Genomic DNA, 21,154 nt, shown 5'->3' with positions numbered 1-21,154 from the left:
GATGTGGTCCTACATCCTCAAGCTGGTGGTGCTGCTGCCGCTGGTCTGCGGCCTGCTGATCGGCTGCCTCTATCTCTGGCGCAAGCTGGAGGCACGGCTGCCGGGTAACCAGGGTGACCGCCTGCTGAAGGTTCGCGAAACGATGATGGTATCGACCGGCACCCGCATCGCGGTGCTGGAGGTCGAGGGGCGCCGTCTGCTCGTTTCGGTCAGCCGCAACGGCGTCAGCCTGATCGACCGGATCGACGGATGAGCGCCAATCTGCGCCATTTCGCGCTGATCCTGGGGGCGCTCGCGCTCGCGCTGTTCCTCGTCGCGCCGGCGTTCGCACAGGCGGCGCCGCCGCCCGTGGCCGCCCCCGCCGCCGCCCCGCCGCCCGGCATGGGCGATGCGGTCGATCGCGCGCTCGGCGATCTGGGCGGTGGCGATGCGCCGCTGTCGCTGTCGCTTCAGGTCCTCATCATCATGGGCCTGCTCACGGTGCTGCCGGGCATCCTGCTGATGATGACCAGCTTCACCCGCATCATCATCGTGCTGGCGATCCTGCGCCAGGCGCTGGGGCTGCAACAGACGCCGCCGAACCAGGTGCTGGTCGGGCTCTCGCTGTTCCTGTCCTTCTTCATCATGGCGCCGACGATCAACCAGATGAACGCCACCGCGATCCAGCCCTATGCGGCCGGCCGCATCGGCGCGACGGAAATGATCGCCAAGGCCGGCGAGCCGCTCCACGCCTTCATGCTCAAGCAGACGCGCGTGAAGGACGTCACCATGTTCGCCGACATCGCCAAGACCGGCGCGATCGCCGATCCGAAGGATACGCCCTTCTCGATCCTGCTGCCCGCCTTCGTCACCAGCGAGTTGAAGACCGCGTTCCAGATCGGTTTCCTGATCTTCCTGCCGTTCATCGTCATCGATCTCATCGTCGCCACCGTGCTGATGAGCCTTGGCATGATGATGATGTCGCCGACCATCATCTCGATGCCGTTCAAGCTGCTGCTGTTCGTGCTCGTCGATGGCTGGGCGCTGACGATGGGCAGCCTCGCATCGAGTTTCAGTACGTGACCCGCGCGCCGGTGCCGCACAAGGATCAAACAAATGGACGCTGACTATTTCCTGACCGTCGCGCGCGAAGCGTTGTGGGTGCTTGCGCTCGCGTCCGCGCCGATCCTGATCCCGGCGCTGCTGTCGGGCCTGATCCTCGGCATGGTGCAGGCGGCGACCTCGATCCAGGAACAGACGCTCACCTTCGTTCCCAAGCTGATGATCGTGGGCGTCAGCCTGGTCATCTTCGGCGGGATGATCATGACGTTGCTCGGCGATTTCACGACCGGCATTTTCGAACGCATTCCGGATTTGGTGAGATGACCGGTGAGTCGGCTCTGCCGAACAGCGGTGCCAGCCCGCTCCCCCACCCGGTCACCCATATGAATGTCCTGGCCGACGGCCGGGTGGTGGCGTCGGCTGGTCCCGCTCCCGCGAGCGCAGACCATAGCCGATGATGGGCTTCGGCCTCTCGATCGAGCCACAGCTCTGGGCGCTGCTCTTCACGATGGTGCGCGTCGGGGCGGCGTTCGTCGCCGCGCCGGTGTTCGGTGCCGTCTCGGTGCCGCTCAACGTGCGCATCCTGCTCACCGCCGCGGTCGGCATCCTGTCGATGAACGCGGCGCCGGTCCAGGCGCCCGCCGAAATCTTTGCCTTCACGACCTTCGTGTCGATCGCCGGCGAACTCCTGGTCGGCCTCGCGCTCGGTTTCATCGTCCAGATCGCATTCGCGGCACCGCTCGTCGCCAGTGAGGTGATCGGCGTGTCGATGGGGCTGTCCTTCGCCACCGCGATCAACCCCCAGAGCGGCCAGGCCACCCCGGCGCTCGGTCAGTTCCTCACCGTGCTGCTCACCTTGCTGTTCCTGGCCGTCGATGGGCATCTCGTGCTGGTCGATCTGGTGGTGCGTTCCTATGAGCTGCTGCCGCCGGGACAGGCGTGGCTCGCGCCGGGCAAGCTCATGAACATCGTTCTGTTCGGCGGCTATGCGTTTCTTGCCGGGCTGCTGCTCGCGCTGCCGGTCGGTTTTCTGCTGCTCTGCCTCAACATCGTCGTCGGCATGCTCTCGCGTTCGGCGCCGGCGCTCAACCTGTTCGCGATCGGCATCCCCGCCAGCCTCGCCATGGGCGTGCTGGCGCTGCTGGTCGGCATGCCCGCGATGGGCGATTACATGATGGTGATCGTGCGCGAGGCGCTCGATGCGGCCCGGACGCTGGTGCTCGGCTGATGTCGGAGAGCGCGGGCGAAAAGACACAAGCACCAACACCCAAGCGCAAGCAAAAGGCGCTTGAGGATGGCGACCTTCTCAAATCGCGCGACTTCGGCGCGGCACTGATCGTCCTGCTCGGCTGTGGCTGGATGATGCTGATGGGGCCGCAGCTGCTGGGCGCGATCAAGGAGGTGATGGCCGCCAGCTTCACCTTCGGCCGCGACGATATCGAGAGCTTTCAGCCGCTCAAGGCGCTTGAGATTGCGGGGTGGAAGCTCGCCCCGTCGCTTGCCGCGCTGCTCGCCCTCGCCTTTGTCGGCGCGATCGCCAGCCAGGCGGTGCTCGGCGCGCTGCACTTCAACGGCAAGTTGCTCGCGCCCAAGGGCAGCCGCGTCAACCCCGGCTCGGGCCTCAAGCGGATCTTTGGCACCAATGGCTGGATCGAACTGGGCAAGTCGCTGCTGAAGGTCGTCCTGCTCGGCGGGATGGGCGCGTGGATGCTGTGGGGGTCGGCGGCGCCGACCATCGGCCTTGTCTCGTCCGATATCGGCCAGGCGGTGAAGGCGCTCGGCGACACGTTCGCGACGCTGATCTTCGTGATGGCGGGCGGATTGCTGCTGATCGCCGGCGTCGATCTGCCGATCCAGATCTTTCGTCACTTCCAGCGGCTCAAAATGTCGCTTCAGGAGGTGAAGGACGAGCACAAGCAGACCGAAGGCTCGCCCGAGGCCAAGTCGGCGCAGCGCCAGCGCCAGCGGGAAATGGCGAAGGGCGGGCTGCGCACCAAGCTGGAAGGCGCGCATGTCGTGCTTACCAACCCGACCCATTTCTCGGTCGCGCTGCGCTATGACAGCGGCAAGGATCAGGTGCCGGTGGTCGTCGCGAAGGGGCGTGGCGAAATCGCGCTGGCGATCCGCGAACTCGCCGACGAACTGTCGGTGCCGCGCCTGGAACTGCCGCCGCTGGCGCGTGCCATCTACTTCACCAGCCGCGAGAATCAGGAAATCCGCGACGATCTGTACATGGCGGTCGCGACCGTGCTTGCCTTCGTCTTCGGAATCGATCGGCGCGCGGGCGGCCGCGTGCCGAACGTCACCGTTCCGGAAACCGCGCTGTTCGACGAACATGGCGTGCAAACCGCGCTAAAGCCGGCGCGATGACGGCCGTTAACCCAGGTACAGGGGACGCGCATGACCATTGAATCGATCGCCAAGACGCTTGGGACCGGGTCGGGAATCGACACGAATGCACTCGTCCAGAGCCTGGTCGATGCGCAATTCGAGCTCAAGAACGACACCATCGCCAAGCGTGAGGAAACGCTGACGGCGCAGATCACCGCCGCCACCACGCACAAGAGCAACATCTCGACGTTCGCCAGCGCGCTCAACACGCTCACCCGTGGCGGGACGCTGGCGACCCAGCCGACCAGCTCGAACCCGTCGATCCTGGGCGTATCGCGGATCGCCGGGGCCAATCTCACCGCGCTCGGCGCCCAGATCGAGGTGCGCCAGATCGCCGCCGCCCAGAGCGCCTCGACCGCGCCGGTCGCCAGCAAGACGGCGGCGATCGGGCAGGGAAAGCTCACCCTCACCTTTGGCACCGCCACGGTATCGAACGGCGCGATGACCGGCTTCGTCGCCGGATCGGACGCCCCGATCGACATCACCATCGACGCCGCCGATTCCTCGCTTGAGGGCATCGTCGCGAAGATCAACGGCGCGGGGGCCGGCGTCACCGCGTCGATCCTGACCGACAGCGCCGGATCGCGGCTGGTCGTCAAGGGTGCGACCGGGGCCGAACGCGCCTTTACCCTCACCGCGACCGAAACGCCGGGGCATGCCGGCCTCGCCGCGCTCAATATCGGGGTCGGCGCGTCCGGCACCACGATCGGCAGCGCTGCCGCCGACGCGCTGGTCGCGATCGACGGGGTGCAGATCAAGCGCGATACGAACACGATTTCCGATCTCGTCCCCGGCGTGAAGCTCGAACTGGCCTCCGCCCAGCCGGGGACCGTGGTCACGATCGGAAAGACCCAGTCGTCCACCGCACTGATCCAGGCCGTGCAGGACGTCGTCGATACCTATAACCAGATCTACACCGCGCTTCAGACCGACCTGAATTCCACGACCGGCGCGCTGCGTGGTGACATGGCGGCCCAGACATTGCGCCGCCAGCTACAGGGCCTGACCCTGACCCAGCTCCTGCCGGATTCGGTCACGGGGCCGAAAACGCTTGCCGAGATCGGGGTCAAGACCAATCGCGACGGCTCGCTCAGCCTCGATACCGCGACGCTCAATTCGGCGATGGCCAGCTATCCCGAAGCGATCGAAAAGATGTTCGCCGCCCACAGCGCCGGCGCGCTCGGCGTGCGCAACGGCCTTGCCGCCGCCGTCGATTCGATCTCGACCAATGCGGTCAGCACGGTACGCGGCCTGGGCGCGAGCGAGATCACCTATAGCAAGGCGAAGGCGGATCTGGGCGATCAGAAGACCAAGGCGCTGGCCGATGCGGACAATCTGCGCAGCCGGATGACCCAGCAATTCGCGGCGATGGATGCGAAGGTCGCGGCCTACAAGTCGACGATGACCTTCCTCGAAAACCAGATCAAGGCATGGAACAGCGAGAGCAATTGACGCCATGACCGCTCCCATGCGCCTCACCACCGACGCCGCCGCCACCTATCGCACGATCGACGCGGTGGGCCGCACCGCCGCCGCCGATCCGCACCAGCTGGTCGAGTTGATGTACAAGGAGTGCATCGCCGCGCTCCGCTCTGCCGCCTTCGCCACCGAACGCAAGCAGACGGCGGTGAAGAGCGAGCGGCTCTCGCGCGCGACGGCGATCCTGTTCGGCCTGGAATCCGGGCTGGATTTCGAACGCGGCGGTGAGGTGTCGCGCACGCTGGCGACGCTGTATCATGGCCTGCGATCGCAGATCGTGAATTCCAGCCTGGGCAGCGATCCCGCGCCGTTCCGCGCGGTCGCCGACGATCTTGAAGAGATCGCCGACGCCTGGAACCAGGCGCGCGCCGCCTGAACCTTCAGCGCCAGCGCGCCAGGATTTCCGCAATCTCCGCCGATTGGGGCGGACCCGCGATTCCCGTGCGCGGCTGAAACAGCGGCGCGCTCGCCGCCCCGCCCGGCCCCGCCGCGACCGGAAGCCGCGCGACCACGCCGGGATCGCGCGCCGCCTCGCCCAGCGACAGCACCGGCGTGACGCATGCGGTGCCGTCGGCGAAGCGCCGGGTCCATGCGTCGCGCGGTTCGCGGGCAAAGCGCGCGGCGAACGCCGCCGCCATCGCCGGCCATCCGGCGCGATCGAACTGCTGGACCTTCGCCGGATCGATGGCGAGCCCCTCGCACAGTTTCGCGAACGCGCCCGGTTCGATCGCGCCGACCGCGACATGCCGGTCGTCGGCGCAGGCATAGGTGCGGTAGAAGGGCGCGCCGCCATCGACGACATTCGCGCCGCGCCGGTCGGCCCAGCGGCCCGATGCGAACAGGCTGTGGGTCAGCGCCATCAGCGTCGTCACCCCGTCCAGCGCCGCCGCGTCCACCACCCGGCCCTGGCCGGTCGCCTGCGCGCCCAGGACGCCGGCGACCATTCCCAGCGCCAGGAACAGGGCGCAGCCGGCATGATCGCCGATCAGGTTGAGCGGCACGGAGGGGGCGTCCGGCCCGCCGATCGCGTGCAGCGCGCCGGTCAGCGCCAGCACGTTGATGTCCGCGCCCGGCCGTCCCGACAGCGGTCCGTCCTGCCCCCATTGGCTCGCGCGGCCATAGACCAGCCTGGGGTTGCGCCGGCGGCATTGCGCCGGGCCAAGGCCGAGCGATTCCATAAAGCCTGGCCGCATCCCCTCAACCAGCCCGTCGGCATGGGCGGTGAGGTCGAGCAGTTCGGCGATTGCGGCGGGGTGCCGGAAATCGAGCGTCACGTTGCGGCGCCCGCGATACAGCGCCGGCACGATCGCATCCGCGTTCGATTCCGGTTGCGTCACCCGCACCACCTCGCACCCCAGATCGGCGAGCAGCATGGCCGCGAACGGCACCGGGCCGATCGCGTCGATCTCGACGATGCGGACGCCCTTCAACGGCGGCGGGGCGGTCATCCGTGCGATTCCTGCATGCCGCGATGCTGCCCGCTCGGGCGCGGCGACGCAATGCACGGAGCGATCATGGTTGGCGGCGCGTTAACCGGATCGTGACCGTCCCGGGCTAGGGTGGCGGCATGCGCATCGCGACCTCAACCGCTCTCGCGCGCCGGCGCGGCGCCTGTTCGATCCTGGTGGTGGACGACAGCCGGACCAATCTGCACGTCATCGGCCATCGCCTCGGCGGACTGGGCTATCTGGCGGTGCTCAGCGACAATGGGCGCGAAGCGCTCGACCTGATCGCCGGGCGCGGTTTCGATCTCGTCCTGCTCGACATGATGATGCCGGGGATGTCGGGGGTAGAGGTGCTGACCGAGATTCGCACAGCGCCCGATACCGCCGACCTGCCGGTGATCATGGTCACCTCACGCAGCGACACCGCCGGTGCGGTCGAGGCGCTGGCCGCCGGTGCCGACGACCATGTCGCCAAGCCGTTCGATTTCGACGTGCTGGCCGCGCGCATCGAACGCACGCTCGATCGTGCCGCCCGCCTCGCCGAACTGAAGCGCGCGGTCGCCTCGCTGGACGCGCGAATCGCCGCGCGCGCCATCGAACTGGGCGAGGCGCGAACCGAACTCGCCGTCACCCGCGCCGATCGCGCGCGGCTCGTCAGCTCGATCCACGCGCTCAACGAAAAGGTCGAACGGCTCAGTTGCGGAACCAGTGCCGCCGGATGAACCACCCGCCGACGCCGGCGGCGATCAGCAGGCTGAAGATCGTGATCGCCCAGAACGACCCGGCGTGATGCTGATAGGGGATGCCATCGACATTCATCCCGAACAGCCCGGTGATGAAGGTGAGCGGCAGAAAGATCATCGCCACCACCGCAATCAGCAGCGACCGCTGGTCGATCAGTTCGGCACGCAGGTCGGTCAGCGTTTCATGGATCAGCGCGGCGCGCTCGCGGATGCTCTCCAGCTCCTCGGCCATGCGCGCGGCGCGGTCGGCCGCGGCGGCGATGTGCAGCCGATCGTCGTCGGACAGCCACCCCACCTCCAGCGCCGCCAGCTTTTCCAACGCGATCCGCTGCGGATAGAGGAAGCGCCGATAGCCGATCGCGGTGCGCCGCGCGATATTGACGTTACGCCGCAGCTCGAACGCCTGATGCGCGTCCAGCTGCTGCTCGCACAGGTCGAGCGAGTCGCCCAGATCGGCGACCTCGGGATCGAGCTGTTCGGTAATCGCTTCGGCGAGCCTCGCGATCAGGTCGCCGGCATCCTCGATCGACCCGCCCTCGATCGCCTTGCGCGCCGCGTCGATCGCGTCGAGCGGCAGGCGCGTCACCGAATAGACGCGCCGGCCGTCGGCGTGGAGCCGGATCGACGCGAGCGGATCGGAACTCTGCATCGTCGCCCGCGTCATGCCGCGCAGGTTCAGGATCGCGGCGCTGCCGATCTGGTCGCACCGCGGGCGCGTTTCCAGCGCGGTGAGCGCGTCGATGGTGAAGCGGTCGAGCCGGGCATGGTCGCGCAGCCATGCCTGCACCTCCTCGTCGCGGGAGGTGAGGTGGATCCAGATGAAATCGCCGTGCGCGGCGACCGCCTCATGCGGTTCGAGCGCGCGCACTCCGCCCGCCGACACGACATAGCCGAAACCGCTCATCGGGGTGTCTCCAGATCGACGGTGAGGCCCGGCAGCCCCGTCGGCGCGGCCGGGCAGGTCAGGCGCGCGGCGTCGGCGCGCGCGCGGGTCAGGATCTCCGGCGGCACGTCGCCACGATGGCTCACCCGGTCCGCCTGCGCCAGCCAGCGGGCTTCGCGCAGGGTCAGATCGTCGGGATCCGCCGAGCGCAGGGCGATACGGACGATGCGCGCGGGATCGGCGCCGTCGCCCGCCAGCCAGCGATCCACCGCACCCTCCGGCTGATCGCGCAGCGGATCGAGCGGGCCGGCCATTGCCGCGCCGATCGCCCGTCGCCGCGTGCCGCCATCGGGCCAGCGTGCGCGGATCGCCCCGCGCGCCGCCGCCAGCGCCTGTGCCAGCTGCCCCAGCGATTGGGGGATCAGATCCTCCAGCCGCTGGCGCAGCGCCGCCGCCAGCCCCGCCGACGCGCCGCCGGTGCCGATCGCGATCGTGACCGGCGCGCGCTCGACGATCGCGGGCAGGGTGAAGTCGCACAGATCGGGCCGGTCGGCGACGTTGACGAGCATGCCGCGCGCCTTCAGCCGCGCCGCCACCGCATCGGGTTCCGGACAGGCGATCAGCGCGACCCGGGCATCGGATGCGTCCTCATCGACGATCCGGGCGCCCGCGCGATCGAGCAGCGCCCGCTTGGCATCTGCGGCGTCGCCATCGCCGACCAGCATCACCGGCTGCCCGTCGACGCGAAGGAAGACGGGCAGGCCGGACTGCCTCACCGCGCCCACTCCGGCACGCGTTCGGCGCCCATGATCGTTTCGGCCTGGATGCGATCGGCGACCACCGCGTAGCGATCGCCCGATACCAGTACCTCCGGCACCAACGGCCGGCTGTTATAGGTCGAAGCCATCGTCGCGCCATAGGCGCCCGCGGTGCGGAACACCGCCAGATCGCCCGATTTCACCAGATCGATCTCGCGCCCCATCGCAAAGGTGTCGCCGGTTTCGCACACTGGCCCGGCGATGTTCGCGACGAACCGCTCCCCGCTCGGCTCGACCGCCTCGAACCCGTGATAGGCGTCGTACAGTGCCGGGCGGGCAAGATCGTTCATCGCCGCATCGACGATGACATAGGGGTGGCCGGTCGCCGGCTTCACCCAGATCACTTCGGTCGCCAGCACGCCGGCATTGCCACAGATGAAACGGCCCGGTTCGAACATCAACGTGACGTTCCAGCCGGCGGTCACCCGCTTCACCATCGCGCCGAACGCCTCGGCCGAGGAGACCTGCTCGCCGGGATGATAGGGGACACCCAGTCCGCCGCCCAGATCGACATGGGTGATCGTGTGGCCCGCCGCGCGCAATTGCGCGACCAGTTCCCCGACGCGCCGGTACGCCGCCTCCAGCGGGGCCAGTTCCTTCAGCTGGCTGCCGATATGGATCGCCACCCCGCGCAGGTTCAGCCCCGGGCGCCGGGCGAGCCGCGCGAAGATGTCGGGCGCGCGGTCGATCGCCACGCCGAACTTGTTTTCGGCCTTGCCGGTCGAAATCTTCGCGTGGGTGCCGGCATCGACATCGGGGTTCACGCGCAGCACCGCCGGCGCGACCTTGCCCTGGGCGTGAGCGAGGTCGGCGAGCACCTCGCCCTCCTCCTCCAGCTCCAGGTTGAACTGGCCGATCCCCTCATCCAGGCCCAGCTGAAGCTCCCTGCGCGTCTTGCCGACGCCCGAAAAGACGATGTCCTCCGCCTTCATCCCCGCCGCCAGCGCGCGCTTGAGCTCGCCGCCGGACACGACATCGGCGCCATAGCCGTTGCGCGCCAGCACGCCGAGCACCGCCAGGTTGGGGTTCGCCTTGATCGCGAACGCGATATGCACGCGGGGCAGATCGGCCAGCGCCGCCTTCAGCACCTGGGCGTGCCGCTCCAGCGTCGCGGTCGAATAGATATAGACGGGCGTGCCGACCTCCCGCGCGATGCGCGCGATCGACACGTCCTCGGCGTGCAGCACGCCGTTCCTGCGATTGAAATGGTCCATCGGGGTCTTTTCAGCTTTGCGGCGGCAGGTCGAATTCGTCGCCGCGGCGTTCCTCTGAGCTGCGCAGCACTTCGTCGCTGCGCGTCGGTCGGGTTTGGGGCGGGGCGGTCAGCAGGTCGGCAGGCGCCGGGGTCGCGACCGACCCATAGGGTTTGGGCGGAAGCGACGCACCCTCGGCGGGTTTCAGCTGGCCCTTGTTGCCGCATGCCGCCAGCCCGATCGCCAGTGCCACTATCCACAGCTTCCGCATGCTCTTACGCCTCCCGTGCGGCGCGTGCCGCCGCGATCGCCGCGCGCACCTGCGCCGGGGCGGTGCCGCCGAAACTGGTGCGGCTCGCCACCGACGCATCAACGCTCAGGACGCCGAACGCGCGGTCGTCGATACGCTGGTCGATCGCGGTCAGGTCCGCAAGCGCCAACTGGTCCAGCCGCACACCCTTCGCCTCCGCCGTCGCGACCGCGCGGCCGGTGATATGGTGCGCCTCGCGAAACGGGATGCCCGCTTCGCGCACCAGCCAGTCGGCCAGGTCGGTGGCGGTGGCAAAGCCCGATTCGGCCAGCGCGCGCATCCGCTCGATCCGGAACGTCGCGCTCTCGACCATCCCGGTCATCGCCGCGATCGACAGTGCCAGCAGGTCGTGCGCCTCGAACACCGGTGGCTTGTCGTCCTGCATGTCCTTCGAATAGGCGAGCGGCAGGCCCTTCATCGTGATCATCAGCGCGGTCAGGCATCCGACGATCCGCCCGCTATGCCCGCGCACCAGCTCGGCGGCGTCGGGGTTGCGCTTTTGCGGCATGATCGAACTGCCGGTCGACCATTGGTCGGACAGTTTCACGAAGCCAAAGGGCTGGCTGGCCCAGATCACGAATTCCTCGGCCAGGCGCGACAGATGCAGGCTGCACTGCGCCGCCGCCATCAGATAGTCGAGCGCGAAATCCCGGTCGCTGACCGCGTCCAGCGAATTGCGCGTCGGGCCGTCAAAGCCCAGCGCGGCGGCGGTCGCCGCGCGGTCGAGCGGAAAGCCCGTCCCGGCCAGCGCCGCCGATCCGAGCGGGCAGAGGTTCATCCGCGCCCGCGCGTCGGTGAAGCGCGAGACGTCGCGGCCGACCATCTCGAAATAGGCCATCAGGTGATGGCCGAGCGTTACCGGCTGCGCGCTTTGCAGATGGGTGAAGCCCGGCATCACGCTGTCGGCATGCTCCTCCGCGCGATCGAGCAGCGCCAGGCGAAGCGCGTCGAGCGCGGCCAGCACCTGGTCCACGCCATCGCGCACCCACAGGCGGAAATCGGTCGCGACCTGATCGTTGCGGCTGCGCGCGGTGTGCAGCCGTCCGGCGACCGGCCCGATCTTTTCCGCCAGCCGCGATTCGGTGAGCATGTGGATATCCTCGAGCGTCAGGTCCTCCGGTACGCCGTCGCGCGCATAGTCCGCCGCCACCGCGTCCAGCCCCGCCGAAATCGTCTCCGCGTCCGCCGCCGAAACGATCCCCTGTTCGCCGAGCATCGCGACATGCGCCTTTGATCCCGCGATGTCCTGCTGCCACATTCGCTTGTCGAACGGGATCGACGCGTTAATCTCGCGCATCACCGATGACGGGCCTTCGGCGAAGCGCCCGCCCCACATGGAATTGGAGCCTGTCTTGCGCTCGACGATCGCGCTTCTCCCTGCCTTGCTCGCCCTTGGATGTGCGGGCTGCGATAGGCCCAAGCAGGCCGACGGGCAAGCAACCGAAACCATGACCGCGCAAAGCGACGCTGATGCCGGCAATGCCAGCGATGCGCCCGAGCGAATCGGGACGATCGACCGCACGCACCGGGGGGAGGCCGCGCCCGATCACGCCTTTCTCGATCCGGCGGGAAAGCCGGTGACGCTTGCGGCGTTTCGCGGCAAGCCGCTGCTGCTCAACCTGTGGGCGACCTGGTGTGCGCCCTGCGTGCGTGAAATGCCGACGCTCGACCGGCTCGCCGCGCGCCAGGGCGATGCGCTTCAGGTCGTGGTGCTGAGCCAGGATCTGGAGGGCGCGGCCAAGGTCGGCCCGTTCTTCGACAAGGCGAAGTTCACCGCGCTCAAACCCTATCTCGATCCCGAAGTGCGCTTTTCGACCGGCTATGGCGTCAATCTGCCCACCACCATCCTCTACGATGCGGCGGGCAAGGAGGTGTGGCGGGTGTCGGGCGACATGGAATGGGACGGTGAGACGGCCAGGGCCTGGCTGGCCGAGGCTGGCTGAATCGCCACCCCGACCGATCGCCGCCGATCATTCGGCATAGATCATCCTGCGCGTCATTCCGCCATCCACCACCAGTTGCTGGCCGGTGACGAACCCCGCGCCCGCACCGGCCAGATAGGCGACCGCCGCGGCGATATCCTCCGGCGTGCCGACGCGCCCGACGGGATGCTGGTCGCGATCGACCGGGCGGTGTGCAGGCTCCTCGCGCTTCGACGCCTTTTGCCACGGCCCCGTCTCGATCCAGCCGGGCAGAACCGCATTGACCCGAATCTCCGGCCCCAGGCTGATCGCCAGCGCATGGGTCAGCGCGGACAGGCCACCCTTGGCGGCGGCATAGGCCTCGCAATCCGGCTCGGACTGGATCGCGCGGGTCGATGCGATGAAGACGATCGCCCCCCGCCGCCCGCGCAGCAGCGGCACCGCGCCGCGCGTCATCAGGAAGCCGGCGGTGAGATGGCTGTCCTGCCATGCGCGCCAGCCGGCCAGGGTCAGCTTCTCGATCGGGCCGCTCACCGGATCGGCGATGCCGGCATTGCTGACCAACAGGTCGATCCCGTCTTCGTTCAGATCGCCGCGCCACGCCGCGATCCGCGCAAAGGCGTCGGCCACCGCGTCCTCGTCGCCGACATCGGCGGTCAGCGCCAGCAGCGGCTGCGGCGCGTGTGCGGCGGCCAGCTCCTTCACCGCCTGCCGGTCCAGATCGATCGCCGCGACCGCCCATCGCTCGCCGATCAGCCGTTCGACGATCCCGCGCCCGATCCCCTGTGCGCCGCCGGTCACCACCGCCACCTTCATGCCGTGCTCCTTCACCGCGCCAACGCGGCGCGCCGGCAAAGGTTCGCGCGCGGGGGCGAGGGGGCTTTAACCATGCCCGTCGATCCGCTAGGCGGCGGCGAATGCCAGCCATCATCCATTGCGACGTCGCCATCGTCGGCGGAGGGCTTTCGGGCGGGCTGATCGCGCTCGCGCTGCGCCGGAAGCGGCCGGAACTGGACGTGCGCCTGATCGAGGGCGCGCCGGTGCTGGGCGGCAATCATCTGTGGTCCTTCTTCGCCAGCGACGTGGCGGAGGCCGATCGCTGGCTGGTCGCCCCGCTCGTCTCCTATGGCTGGACCAGCTACGACGTCGCCTTTCCCGATCACGCCCGCACGCTCAAGGCGTCCTATTATTCGATCGAATCCGAACGGTTCGATCAGGTCGTCCGCGCCGCGCTGCCGCCCCAGGCGCTGATGACGGGGCGCAAGGTGCTGGGCGCCAGCGCGCGCGCGGTGGTGCTGGCCGATGGCGACCGGATCGAGGCCGGCGGGGTGATCGATTGCCGGGGCGCCGGCGACCTGACCAAGCTCGATCTGGGCTGGCAGAAATTCATGGGCCGCGAACTCGCGCTCGCCGAACCGCATGCGCTCCGGCGGCCGGTGGTGATGGACGCCACCGTCACCCAGCTGGACGGCTATCGGTTCGTCTATGCGCTGCCCTTCGCCGCGACCCGCCTGTTCGTCGAGGATACCTATTACAGCGATACGCCCGACATCGACATGGCGGCGCTTGGGCGGCGGATCGACGCGTGGACGCAGGCGCATGGAATCACCGTCGATGTGGTGACGCGTGAGGAAACGGGCGTGCTTCCGGTCGCGATGGGCGGCGATTTCGAGGAATATTGGCGCTCGGGCGGCAATCGCGTGGCCAAGGGCGGGATGCGCGCCGGCCTGTTCCACCCGGTCACCGGCTATTCGCTGCCCGATGCGGTGCGGCTCGCCGGCCTGATCGCCGGTGCGGGCGACCTGTCGGGCGCCGCGCTCCACGAACTGACGCATGGCTATGCACGCAGGCAGTGGCGGCGGCGCGGTTTCTATCGCATGCTGTCGGCCATGCTTTTTCGCGCCGCCGAACCCGCCGAACGCTATCGCATCCTCGAACGTTTCTATCGTCTTGATGCGGGGCTGATCGCGCGCTTCTATGCCGGCCAGTCCAGCCTGCTCGATCGCGCGCGCGTGCTCACCGGGCGGCCGCCGGTGCCGATTGGCCGGGCGATCGCCGCGATCCGGGGCCGGGCATGAAGCGGGCGGTGGTCATCGGCGCGGGCTTTGGCGGCCTTGCGCTCGCAATCCGGCTCCAGTCGGCGGGCATCGACACCGTGGTGGTGGAGGGGCGCGACAGGCCGGGCGGGCGCGCCTATATGTGGGAGCGTGACGGCTTCACCTTCGACGCCGGCCCCACCGTCATCACCGCGCCCCAGGCGCTGGAGGAATTGTGGACGCTGTCGGGCCATCACATGGCCGACGATGTCACGCTGATCCCGGTCAATCCCTTCTACCGGCTGAACTGGGCCGACGGCACCAATTTCGATTACACCAATGACGATGCGGTGCTCTCGGGGGAGATCGCGAAGCTCGATCCGTCGGACATCGCCGGCTATCGCCGCTTCCTCGCCTATTCGGAGGGCGTCTATCGCGAGGGCTATGAAAAGCTCGGCCATGTCGCCTTCCTCGACTTCGCATCAATGGTGAAGGCGGCACCGGCGCTGGCGAAATATCAGGCATGGCGCAGCGTCTATTCGATGGTTTCGACCTTCGTGAAGAACGAGAAGCTGCGCGAGGCATTGAGTTTCCACACGCTGCTGGTCGGCGGCAATCCGATGACCACCAGTTCGATCTATGCGCTGATCCACAAGCTTGAGCGCGATGGCGGCGTCTGGTTCGCACGGGGCGGCACCAACCGGCTGGTCGCGGGCATGGTCGCGCTGTTCGAACGGCTGGGCGGCACGCTGCGCCTCGCCGATCCGGTGGTCCAGATCGAAACGCTGGGCGAACTGGCGACGGCGGTGGTGACCAAAAGCGGCACCCGGTTCGAAGCGGATGCGATCGCCAGCAACGCCGACATCGTCCACAGCTATCGCGACCTGCTCAAGGGATCGCGCAGCGCCCAGCGCACCGCCGCGAAGCTGGAGCGCAAGCGGTTTTCGCCCTCGCTCTTCCTCGTCCATTTCGGGGTAAAGGGGACCTGGCCCGGGATTCCGCACCACATGATCCTGTTCGGCCCGCGCTATCAGGGGCTGCTCGCCGACATCTACGATCATGGCGTGCTCTCCCAGGATTTCTCGCTCTACCTCCACCATCCGACGGTCACCGATCCGTCGCTGGCGCCGGAGGGGCATTCGACCTTCTACGCGCTCGCCCCCGTCCCCCATCGCGGCAAGTTCCCCGCCGACTGGGACGAAGTCGCGCCGATCCTGGAAAAGCGTATCCTGGACGAGGTCGGACGGCGGCTGATTCCCGACATTCACGATCGCATCGTCACGAAATTCAGCTATGCGCCGGCCGATTTCGAACAGGATCTCAACGCTCATCTCGGCAGCGCGTTCAGCCTCGAACCGATCCTGACCCAGAGCGCCTATTTCCGCGCGCACAACCGCGATCCATCGATCCCGAACATGTATTTCGTCGGTGCCGGCACCCATCCGGGCGCCGGCATCCCCGGCGTCGTCGGCAGCGCCAAGGCCACCGCCGCGCTGATGCTGGAGGGAAATGAGCGATGAATCGAGCCGCGATGTTCAGCGTGATCGCGCCGTCACTGCTGTTCAGCTCCGCTGCGGAAGCGACAACGTGGAAAGCTGTATCCGTCGGCTCGAACGGAAGCCTTTGGTACATCGATACCGATTCGATGCGGATGGTGAGCGATGGCTATAAAAGGGACGTGATCAAGGTTTGGGTGAAAACAGATTACAGCGCTGTAAAGTCGGTTCCCGAACGAGAAGTGAAGCAGTTAATTTACGTCGATTGCAGTCAGGACAGCTATAAATTGATCAGCGTAATCAAATATCGGTCCGACGGGTCCGTCATGAATTCGTTCACCCCATCCTATTCGAGTTACGAGCCGATCGCGCCGGAAACCGTTTTGAGCGGGGTCCTGGAAACGGTGTGTAAGCAATGAAGCGTCTCGCCATCTATTGCGGTTCGGCAACGCCGCGCGACCCCGTCTATGTCGATAGCGCACGCGCGGTCGGGCGGGCGCTGGCCGAACGCGGGATCGGCGTCGTCTATGGCGGTGGCCGGCTGGGCCTGATGGGCGCGGTGGCGGACAGCGCGCTGGCGGCCGGCGGAGAGGTGATCGGCGTGATCCCCCAGGCACTGGTCGATGCCGAGGTCGCGCATCGCGGCTGTACCGAACTGCACGTCGTGCGCACGATGCACGAGCGGAAACAGGCGTTCACCGATCTTTCCGACGGCTTCGTCACCCTGCCCGGCGGCACCGGCACGATGGACGAATTGTGGGAGGCGATGAGCTGGGCGCAGATCGGCTATCATGCCAAGCCGGTGGGCCTGCTCAACGTCGCCGGCTTTTACGACGGCCTCATCACTTTCGTGAAGACGATGGGCGATGTCGGCTTCCTGCGCCCCCAGCATCAGTCGATCCTGATCGTCGATGAAACGCTGAACGGCCTGCTCGACAGGATGGCCGCGCATGTGCCGACCACGACGGTGGGACAGATCGGCAGCAAGGATTTGTGACGTCGGCCCCGTCCCGCGCGGAGGTCGTCGCCGCCGCGCAGGCGAGCATCGCGCGCGGATCGCGCAGTTTTGCCGCCGCCAGCCGGTTGTTCGATCGCGCGACGCGCGAACGCGCATGGCTGCTCTATGCCTGGTGCAGGGCGTGCGACGATCTCGCCGACGGACAGGAGCTGGGGCATGACGCGCGCCCGGTCGCCGATCCGGCGGCCCGGCTCGAAACGATCCGCTCGCGCACCGCGCAGGCGCTGGCCGGCCAGTGGACCGGCGACCCCGCATTCGACGCGTTGAAGATCGTCGCGGCGGAGACCCGGCTTCCGCATCGCTTTGCGCAGGATCTGATCGACGGGTTCGCGCTCGACGCGCGCGACTGGCGGCCGCGATCGGAGGCGGATCTGCTGCGTTACTGCTATCATGTCGCGGGTGCGGTGGGGTGCATGATGGCGGTGGTGATGGGTATCGATCCCGACGACCAGGCGACGCTGGACCGCGCCTGCGACCTTGGCATCGCGTTTCAGCTCGCGAACATCGCCCGCGATATCGAGGCGGACGACCGGATGGGCCGGTGCTATCTGCCGGTCGAATGGCTGGTCGAGATGGATATTCCGCCCGGCCAGCATATGAAGCCGCCCTTTCGCCCGCGCCTTGTCATCATGGCGCGATGGCTGGGGGAAATGGCGCGCGACTATGCCGCGAGCGCGCGGTTCGGTACGCCCGCCCTATGCTTCCGATCGGCATGGGCGGTGCTCGCCGCCGCCGGAATCTATGGCGATATCGCGCAAGAGGTGGCGGCGCGCGGCGATCACGCCTGGGATCATCGCGCCGGCACCGGGCCGATCGCGAAGCTGGGCTGGATCGCAACGGCGTTCGGCCAGGCGGCGCTGCGCCGTTCGCGGTATCGGGAAGGGACGCGCGCGCCCGAACTGTGGACGCGTCCGCGCTGAACATCTCGCGGAGATAGGCGGGCGGGTCAGCCCCGCGCGCGCGTGTCCGCTTTCGCCATCTGCTGGCCGCGCTGCTGACAGGCGGCGGCGACGGTGGGGTACATCAGGTCGGTGTGCCGGGGCAGGACCTGCACCATCGCCGCCTGGCATTGCGCCGCGCTCTGGTAACGGGTCGGCTCGGTCCGCACTTCGCGACATTGCATCTGCCCGTCGCTGCAACCAAGAATTGCCATGACGTAGAAAACCGGTTCCATGCTCTCGCTCCTTGCCCCGTTAACGATTGGGGCAGGCGATTTGTTGCATCGCCGCGTCCGGCCCCCCAGATAGCGGCCCATGCCCCCTGAGACCGCACCCGCTGGCGGCGAACGCCCGATGTTCGCCACGCTCCGGCGGTTCCTCCCCTATATGTGGCCCGCCAACGCGCCGGGGTTGAAGCTGCGCATCGTCGTCGCGCTGTTTCTCGTGCTGCTGTCGAAAGTGGTTCAGGTCTATGGCGCGGCCTATGCGCTGAAGGCGGCGGTGGACGCGATGGCGCTGAACGATCGCGGCGCGGTGACCTTCGTCGTGCTGATGGCGGTCGGCTATGCCGCCGCGCGGCTTGGCACCACCGTGTTCGACAATCTGCGCAACACCGTGTTCGAGCGCGTGGGGCAGGATGCGACCCGGCGCCTTGCGGTCATCACGTTCCGCCACCTGCACCAGCTGTCGCTGCGCTTTCATCTCGAACGGCGCACCGGCGCGGTGACGAAGGTGGTGGAGCGCGGCACGAAGAGCATCGACACGATGCTCTATTTCCTGCTGTTCAACATCGCCCCCACGATCCTCGAACTCGCGCTGGTGCTCCAGATTTTCGGCAGCAAGTTCGGATGGTGGCTGGTCGCCTCGACGATCGCGATGGTGGTCATCTATATCGCGTTCACGCGCTGGGTCACCGACTGGCGATCGAAGCTGCGCGAGCGGATGAACGACCTCGATACCGGCGCGGTCGCGCATGCGGTCGATTCGCTGCTGAATTTCGAGACGGTCAAATATTTCAATGCCGAGAAGCGCGAGGCGGATCGCTATGCCCGCGCGGTCGATGCCTATGCGACGGCGGCGGTGAAGTCGGAAAACTCGCTCGCCTGGCTCAACATGGGGCAGGCGCTGATTACCAACACGATGCTGGGCGCGGGGATGGCGGTGGTCGCCTGGGGCTGGTCCACCGGCCGCTTTACCGCCGGCGACGTGGTGTTCGTCTCGACCCTGCTCAGCCAGCTGTTCCGCCCGCTCGACGTGCTCGGCTGGGTCTATCGCACGATCCGCCAGGGGGTCATCGACATGGGCGCGATGTTCGACCTGATCGATACCGATGCGGAGGTAAAGGACATGGCCGACGCCCCCGCGCTGCATGTCGCCGCCGGCGCGGTACGGTTCGAGGGGGTCCGCTTCGGATATGAGGACGGGCGCGACATTCTGAAGGGCATCGACCTGACGATCGCGCCGGGCCAGACGGTCGCCATCGTCGGCCCGTCGGGGGCGGGCAAGTCCACGCTCGCGCGCATCCTCTATCGCTTCTACGATCTGACCGGCGGGCGCGTGACGATCGACGGGCAGGACATTTCCCGCGTCACCCAGGCCAGCCTGCGCGGTGCGATCGGCATCGTCCCCCAGGATACGGTGCTGTTCAACGATACGGTCGGCTATAACATCGCCTATGGCCGCGAGGGCGCGGGGCCGGACGCGATCCGGGCGGCGGCGCGCGGCGCGGCCATCGCCGGTTTCATCGAAAGCCTGCCCGACGGCTATGACACGCGGGTCGGCGAGCGCGGCCTGAAATTGTCGGGCGGCGAGAAGCAGCGCGTGGCGATCGCGCGGACATTGCTGAAGGATCCGCCGATCCTGATCCTCGACGAGGCGACGAGCGCGCTCGACAGCCGTACCGAAGCGGAGATCCTGGATACGCTGGAGGCGATCGAGCGGGGGCGCACGACGATCGTCATCGCGCATCGCCTGTCGACGGTGGTCCATGCCGACCGCATCGTCGTGCTCGAAAATGGCCGCATCGCCGAGCAGGGGTCGCATGGCGACCTGCTCGCGGCGAAAGGCGTCTATGCCGAAATGTGGACCCGGCAACAGGCCGAGCGGGAAGCCGTCGAGGCCTGAACCCCAAAGGCGTGCGTCGCGCGATCAGGCGGCGCGCAGCATCGTCATCTGCAACCAGGCGCGGGCCTGTTTCTGTGCCTCGATGATTTCGCGGGCGGTCATCTCTTCCGCCACTTCGGCGCGCATCTCTGGCGCGCGGTCGCTGCCCTTCAGGGCGGCGATGTTGAACCATTTGTGCGCTTCGATCAGATCGACGTCGATCCCCGCCGCGCCGCTCGAATAGACCATGCCCAGTTCATAGGCCGCGTCTGCATTGCCGCGGGCCGCGTCGGCCAGCCGGCTGTCGATCAGGAACTGTGCGCTCTTAATGCTGTTGCCCATGTCATTGCCCCACTTTTGATCTGTGTCGTCATGCGACGCAACGTGGGGCAGACATGGTAAGCAAATCGTTAACGGCGTTTTGGGGTGCGAACCGGCCGGCGCGGTTACCCGATGCTTTCGTCGGCGGCGATGTTGTCGATCAGGCGCGTGCCGCCGATCCGCGCGGCGGCGAGCAGCCGGCGGGCGTGGCCGGGAATGGGGTCGCCCAGCGTTTCGGCATCGACCAGTTCGACATAATCGACGTCGAATCCCGCGCTTTCCAGCGCCGTGCGTGCCGCCGCAAGCGCGGTGCGCGCGTCCTCACCCTTGCCGATCGCGCGCGCCGCGACGCCCAGTGCGCGGGGAAGTGCCACCGCCGCCGCCCGGTCCTCCGGCGCGAGATAGGCGTTGCGCGAGGACAAGGCGAGGCCGTCATCGTCGCGCTGGGTCGGTACGCCGCGAATGTCGATCGAAAAATCGAGATCGGCGACCATCCGGCGGATCACCGCGAGCTGCTGGAAATCCTTCTCGCCGAACAGCGCGATGTCGGGCGCGACCTGGTTGAACAATTTGGCGACCACCGTCGCGACGCCGTCGAAATGGCCGGGCCGTGCGGCGCCGTCCAGCGGCTCGCTGACGCCGGAGACCGAAATGGTCGTCGCGTGGCCGTCGGGATACATCACCTCGACCGGGGGCAGCCACAGCACGTCCACCCCCGCCTCGGCCAGCATCCGTGCATCCGCCTGCTCCTTGCGCGGGTATCGGGCCAGATCCTCATTGGGGCCGAACTGCCTGGGATTGACGAAGATCGACACGACGACGCGCGGCGCCGCCAGCTTCGCCTCGGCGACCAGCGCCATATGGCCGGCGTGGAGCGCGCCCATCGTCGGCACCAGCGCCACGCTCTCGCCTGCGGCGCGGAATCCCGAAATGGCATCGCGCAGTTCGGACAGGGTACGGACGGTTTGCACTGGGTATTGGCCTTGGATATGGACTTGGAAGCGCGGCCTTCTATGG

General features: G+C 67.8%; 25 protein-coding genes. 15 read left to right on the top strand and 10 right to left on the bottom strand.

Features of this window, described 5'->3' with window-relative positions:
- The first annotated feature begins 1 nt into the window (after position 1).
- From KF783_RS12530 to fliS, 7 genes are all read left to right on the top strand, one after another.
- Positions 2–253 (top strand): flagellar biosynthetic protein FliO, encoded by a 252-nt coding sequence (locus KF783_RS12530; protein ID WP_294079864.1) that lies wholly within the window; start codon positions 2–4, stop codon positions 251–253.
- Positions 250–1,062 (top strand): flagellar type III secretion system pore protein FliP, encoded by an 813-nt coding sequence (gene fliP / locus KF783_RS12525; protein WP_294079863.1) that lies wholly within the window; start codon positions 250–252, stop codon positions 1,060–1,062. Before KF783_RS12530 ends, fliP begins: the two co-directional genes overlap by 4 nt.
- Positions 1,063–1,095: 33 nt before the next feature.
- Positions 1,096–1,365, top strand: a complete 270-nt coding sequence (fliQ, locus tag KF783_RS12520) for a flagellar biosynthesis protein FliQ (RefSeq protein ID WP_294079861.1) — start codon at positions 1,096–1,098, stop codon at positions 1,363–1,365.
- A gap of 130 nt (positions 1,366–1,495) precedes the next feature.
- Positions 1,496–2,269 (top strand): flagellar biosynthetic protein FliR, encoded by a 774-nt coding sequence (fliR, locus tag KF783_RS12515; RefSeq protein ID WP_294079859.1) that lies wholly within the window; start codon positions 1,496–1,498, stop codon positions 2,267–2,269.
- Positions 2,269–3,411, top strand: a complete 1,143-nt coding sequence (locus KF783_RS12510; RefSeq protein ID WP_294079858.1) for a flagellar type III secretion system protein FlhB — start codon at positions 2,269–2,271, stop codon at positions 3,409–3,411. Before fliR ends, KF783_RS12510 begins: the two co-directional genes overlap by 1 nt.
- Positions 3,412–3,441: 30 nt before the next feature.
- Complete coding sequence (fliD, locus tag KF783_RS12505; protein ID WP_294079857.1) at positions 3,442–4,884, top strand: flagellar filament capping protein FliD; 1,443 nt, start codon at positions 3,442–3,444, stop codon at positions 4,882–4,884.
- A gap of 16 nt (positions 4,885–4,900) precedes the next feature.
- Complete coding sequence (gene fliS, locus KF783_RS12500) at positions 4,901–5,287, top strand: flagellar export chaperone FliS (protein ID WP_294079855.1); 387 nt, start codon at positions 4,901–4,903, stop codon at positions 5,285–5,287.
- Between the two features lie 4 nt (positions 5,288–5,291).
- Here the strand turns inward: fliS and KF783_RS12495 are convergent, their stop codons facing one another.
- Entirely contained in the window at positions 5,292–6,359 is a 1,068-nt protein-coding gene (locus tag KF783_RS12495) for a CaiB/BaiF CoA-transferase family protein (protein WP_294079854.1), read from the bottom strand.
- 119 nt (positions 6,360–6,478) lie between these two features.
- On the opposite strand from KF783_RS12495, the gene KF783_RS12490 reads away from it, so the two are divergent.
- Complete coding sequence (locus tag KF783_RS12490; protein WP_294079853.1) at positions 6,479–7,078, top strand: response regulator; 600 nt, start codon at positions 6,479–6,481, stop codon at positions 7,076–7,078.
- Here the strand turns inward: KF783_RS12490 and KF783_RS12485 are convergent.
- Genes KF783_RS12485 through argH form a run of 5 tightly spaced genes read right to left on the bottom strand, consistent with a single transcriptional unit; the run spans position 7,050 to position 11,639 of the window.
- Entirely contained in the window at positions 7,050–8,003 is a 954-nt protein-coding gene (locus KF783_RS12485; RefSeq protein ID WP_294079851.1) for a CorA family divalent cation transporter, read from the bottom strand. The genes KF783_RS12490 and KF783_RS12485 overlap by 29 nt on opposite strands.
- Positions 8,000–8,707: an NAD(P)-dependent oxidoreductase gene (locus tag KF783_RS12480; RefSeq protein WP_294080031.1), complete on the bottom strand. Its 708-nt coding sequence runs from the start codon at positions 8,705–8,707 to the stop codon at positions 8,000–8,002. Before KF783_RS12480 ends, KF783_RS12485 begins: the two co-directional genes overlap by 4 nt.
- Before the next feature lie 47 nt (positions 8,708–8,754).
- Positions 8,755–10,014 (bottom strand): diaminopimelate decarboxylase, encoded by a 1,260-nt coding sequence (gene lysA / locus KF783_RS12475; RefSeq protein WP_294079849.1) that lies wholly within the window; start codon positions 10,012–10,014, stop codon positions 8,755–8,757.
- 10 nt (positions 10,015–10,024) lie between these two features.
- A complete protein-coding gene (locus KF783_RS12470) occupies positions 10,025–10,264 on the bottom strand; it encodes a hypothetical protein (RefSeq protein WP_294079847.1) in 240 nt (79 codons plus the stop codon).
- A 4-nt stretch (positions 10,265–10,268) separates the two neighbouring features.
- Entirely contained in the window at positions 10,269–11,639 is a 1,371-nt protein-coding gene (gene argH, locus KF783_RS12465; RefSeq protein WP_294079845.1) for an argininosuccinate lyase, read from the bottom strand.
- Positions 11,640–11,751: 112 nt separating this feature from the next.
- Here argH and KF783_RS12460 point away from each other — a divergent pair, with 112 nt between their 5' ends.
- A complete protein-coding gene (locus KF783_RS12460) occupies positions 11,752–12,246 on the top strand; it encodes a TlpA disulfide reductase family protein (RefSeq protein WP_294079843.1) in 495 nt (164 codons plus the stop codon).
- A 27-nt stretch (positions 12,247–12,273) separates the two neighbouring features.
- On the opposite strand, the gene KF783_RS12455 is transcribed toward KF783_RS12460, so the two are convergent.
- A complete protein-coding gene (locus KF783_RS12455) occupies positions 12,274–13,041 on the bottom strand; it encodes an SDR family oxidoreductase (protein WP_294079841.1) in 768 nt (255 codons plus the stop codon).
- A 101-nt stretch (positions 13,042–13,142) separates the two neighbouring features.
- Here KF783_RS12455 and crtY point away from each other — a divergent pair, with 101 nt between their 5' ends.
- The 5 genes from crtY to KF783_RS12430 are packed head-to-tail and all read left to right on the top strand — an operon-like array spanning position 13,143 to position 17,695.
- Complete coding sequence (crtY, locus tag KF783_RS12450; protein ID WP_294079839.1) at positions 13,143–14,303, top strand: lycopene beta-cyclase CrtY; 1,161 nt, start codon at positions 13,143–13,145, stop codon at positions 14,301–14,303.
- Entirely contained in the window at positions 14,300–15,781 is a 1,482-nt protein-coding gene (locus KF783_RS12445) for a phytoene desaturase (RefSeq protein WP_294079837.1), read from the top strand. The genes crtY and KF783_RS12445 overlap by 4 nt, the downstream gene beginning before the upstream one ends.
- Positions 15,778–16,176 (top strand): surface-adhesin E family protein, encoded by a 399-nt coding sequence (locus tag KF783_RS12440; RefSeq protein WP_294079836.1) that lies wholly within the window; start codon positions 15,778–15,780, stop codon positions 16,174–16,176. The genes KF783_RS12445 and KF783_RS12440 overlap by 4 nt, the downstream gene beginning before the upstream one ends.
- Positions 16,173–16,754, top strand: a complete 582-nt coding sequence (locus tag KF783_RS12435; protein WP_294079834.1) for a TIGR00730 family Rossman fold protein — start codon at positions 16,173–16,175, stop codon at positions 16,752–16,754. The genes KF783_RS12440 and KF783_RS12435 overlap by 4 nt, the downstream gene beginning before the upstream one ends.
- Entirely contained in the window at positions 16,751–17,695 is a 945-nt protein-coding gene (locus tag KF783_RS12430; RefSeq protein ID WP_294079832.1) for a phytoene/squalene synthase family protein, read from the top strand. The genes KF783_RS12435 and KF783_RS12430 overlap by 4 nt, the downstream gene beginning before the upstream one ends.
- A 26-nt stretch (positions 17,696–17,721) precedes the next feature.
- Here the strand turns inward: KF783_RS12430 and KF783_RS12425 are convergent, their stop codons facing one another.
- Positions 17,722–17,949, bottom strand: a complete 228-nt coding sequence (locus KF783_RS12425; protein ID WP_294079831.1) for a hypothetical protein — start codon at positions 17,947–17,949, stop codon at positions 17,722–17,724.
- A 79-nt stretch (positions 17,950–18,028) separates the two neighbouring features.
- On the opposite strand from KF783_RS12425, the gene KF783_RS12420 reads away from it, so the two are divergent.
- Positions 18,029–19,837 carry an ABC transporter ATP-binding protein/permease gene (locus tag KF783_RS12420; protein ID WP_294079828.1) on the top strand — a complete coding sequence of 603 codons (1,809 nt, stop codon included), beginning with the start codon at positions 18,029–18,031 and terminating at the stop codon, positions 19,835–19,837.
- A gap of 24 nt (positions 19,838–19,861) precedes the next feature.
- Here the strand turns inward: KF783_RS12420 and KF783_RS12415 are convergent, their stop codons facing one another.
- The gene (locus KF783_RS12415; protein WP_294079826.1) at positions 19,862–20,158 is read right to left on the bottom strand and encodes a hypothetical protein; all 297 of its coding nucleotides are present in this window, start codon (positions 20,156–20,158) and stop codon (positions 19,862–19,864) included.
- A 104-nt stretch (positions 20,159–20,262) separates the two neighbouring features.
- Complete coding sequence (gene panC, locus KF783_RS12410; protein WP_294079824.1) at positions 20,263–21,108, bottom strand: pantoate--beta-alanine ligase; 846 nt, start codon at positions 21,106–21,108, stop codon at positions 20,263–20,265.
- Between the last annotated feature and the right edge of the window lie 46 nt (positions 21,109–21,154).

It is taken from the genome of Sphingomonas sp. (genome assembly GCF_019635455.1).
GTDB lineage: Bacteria > Pseudomonadota > Alphaproteobacteria > Sphingomonadales > Sphingomonadaceae > Sphingomonas.
This window is presented reverse-complemented; position numbering and strand designations above follow the sequence as displayed.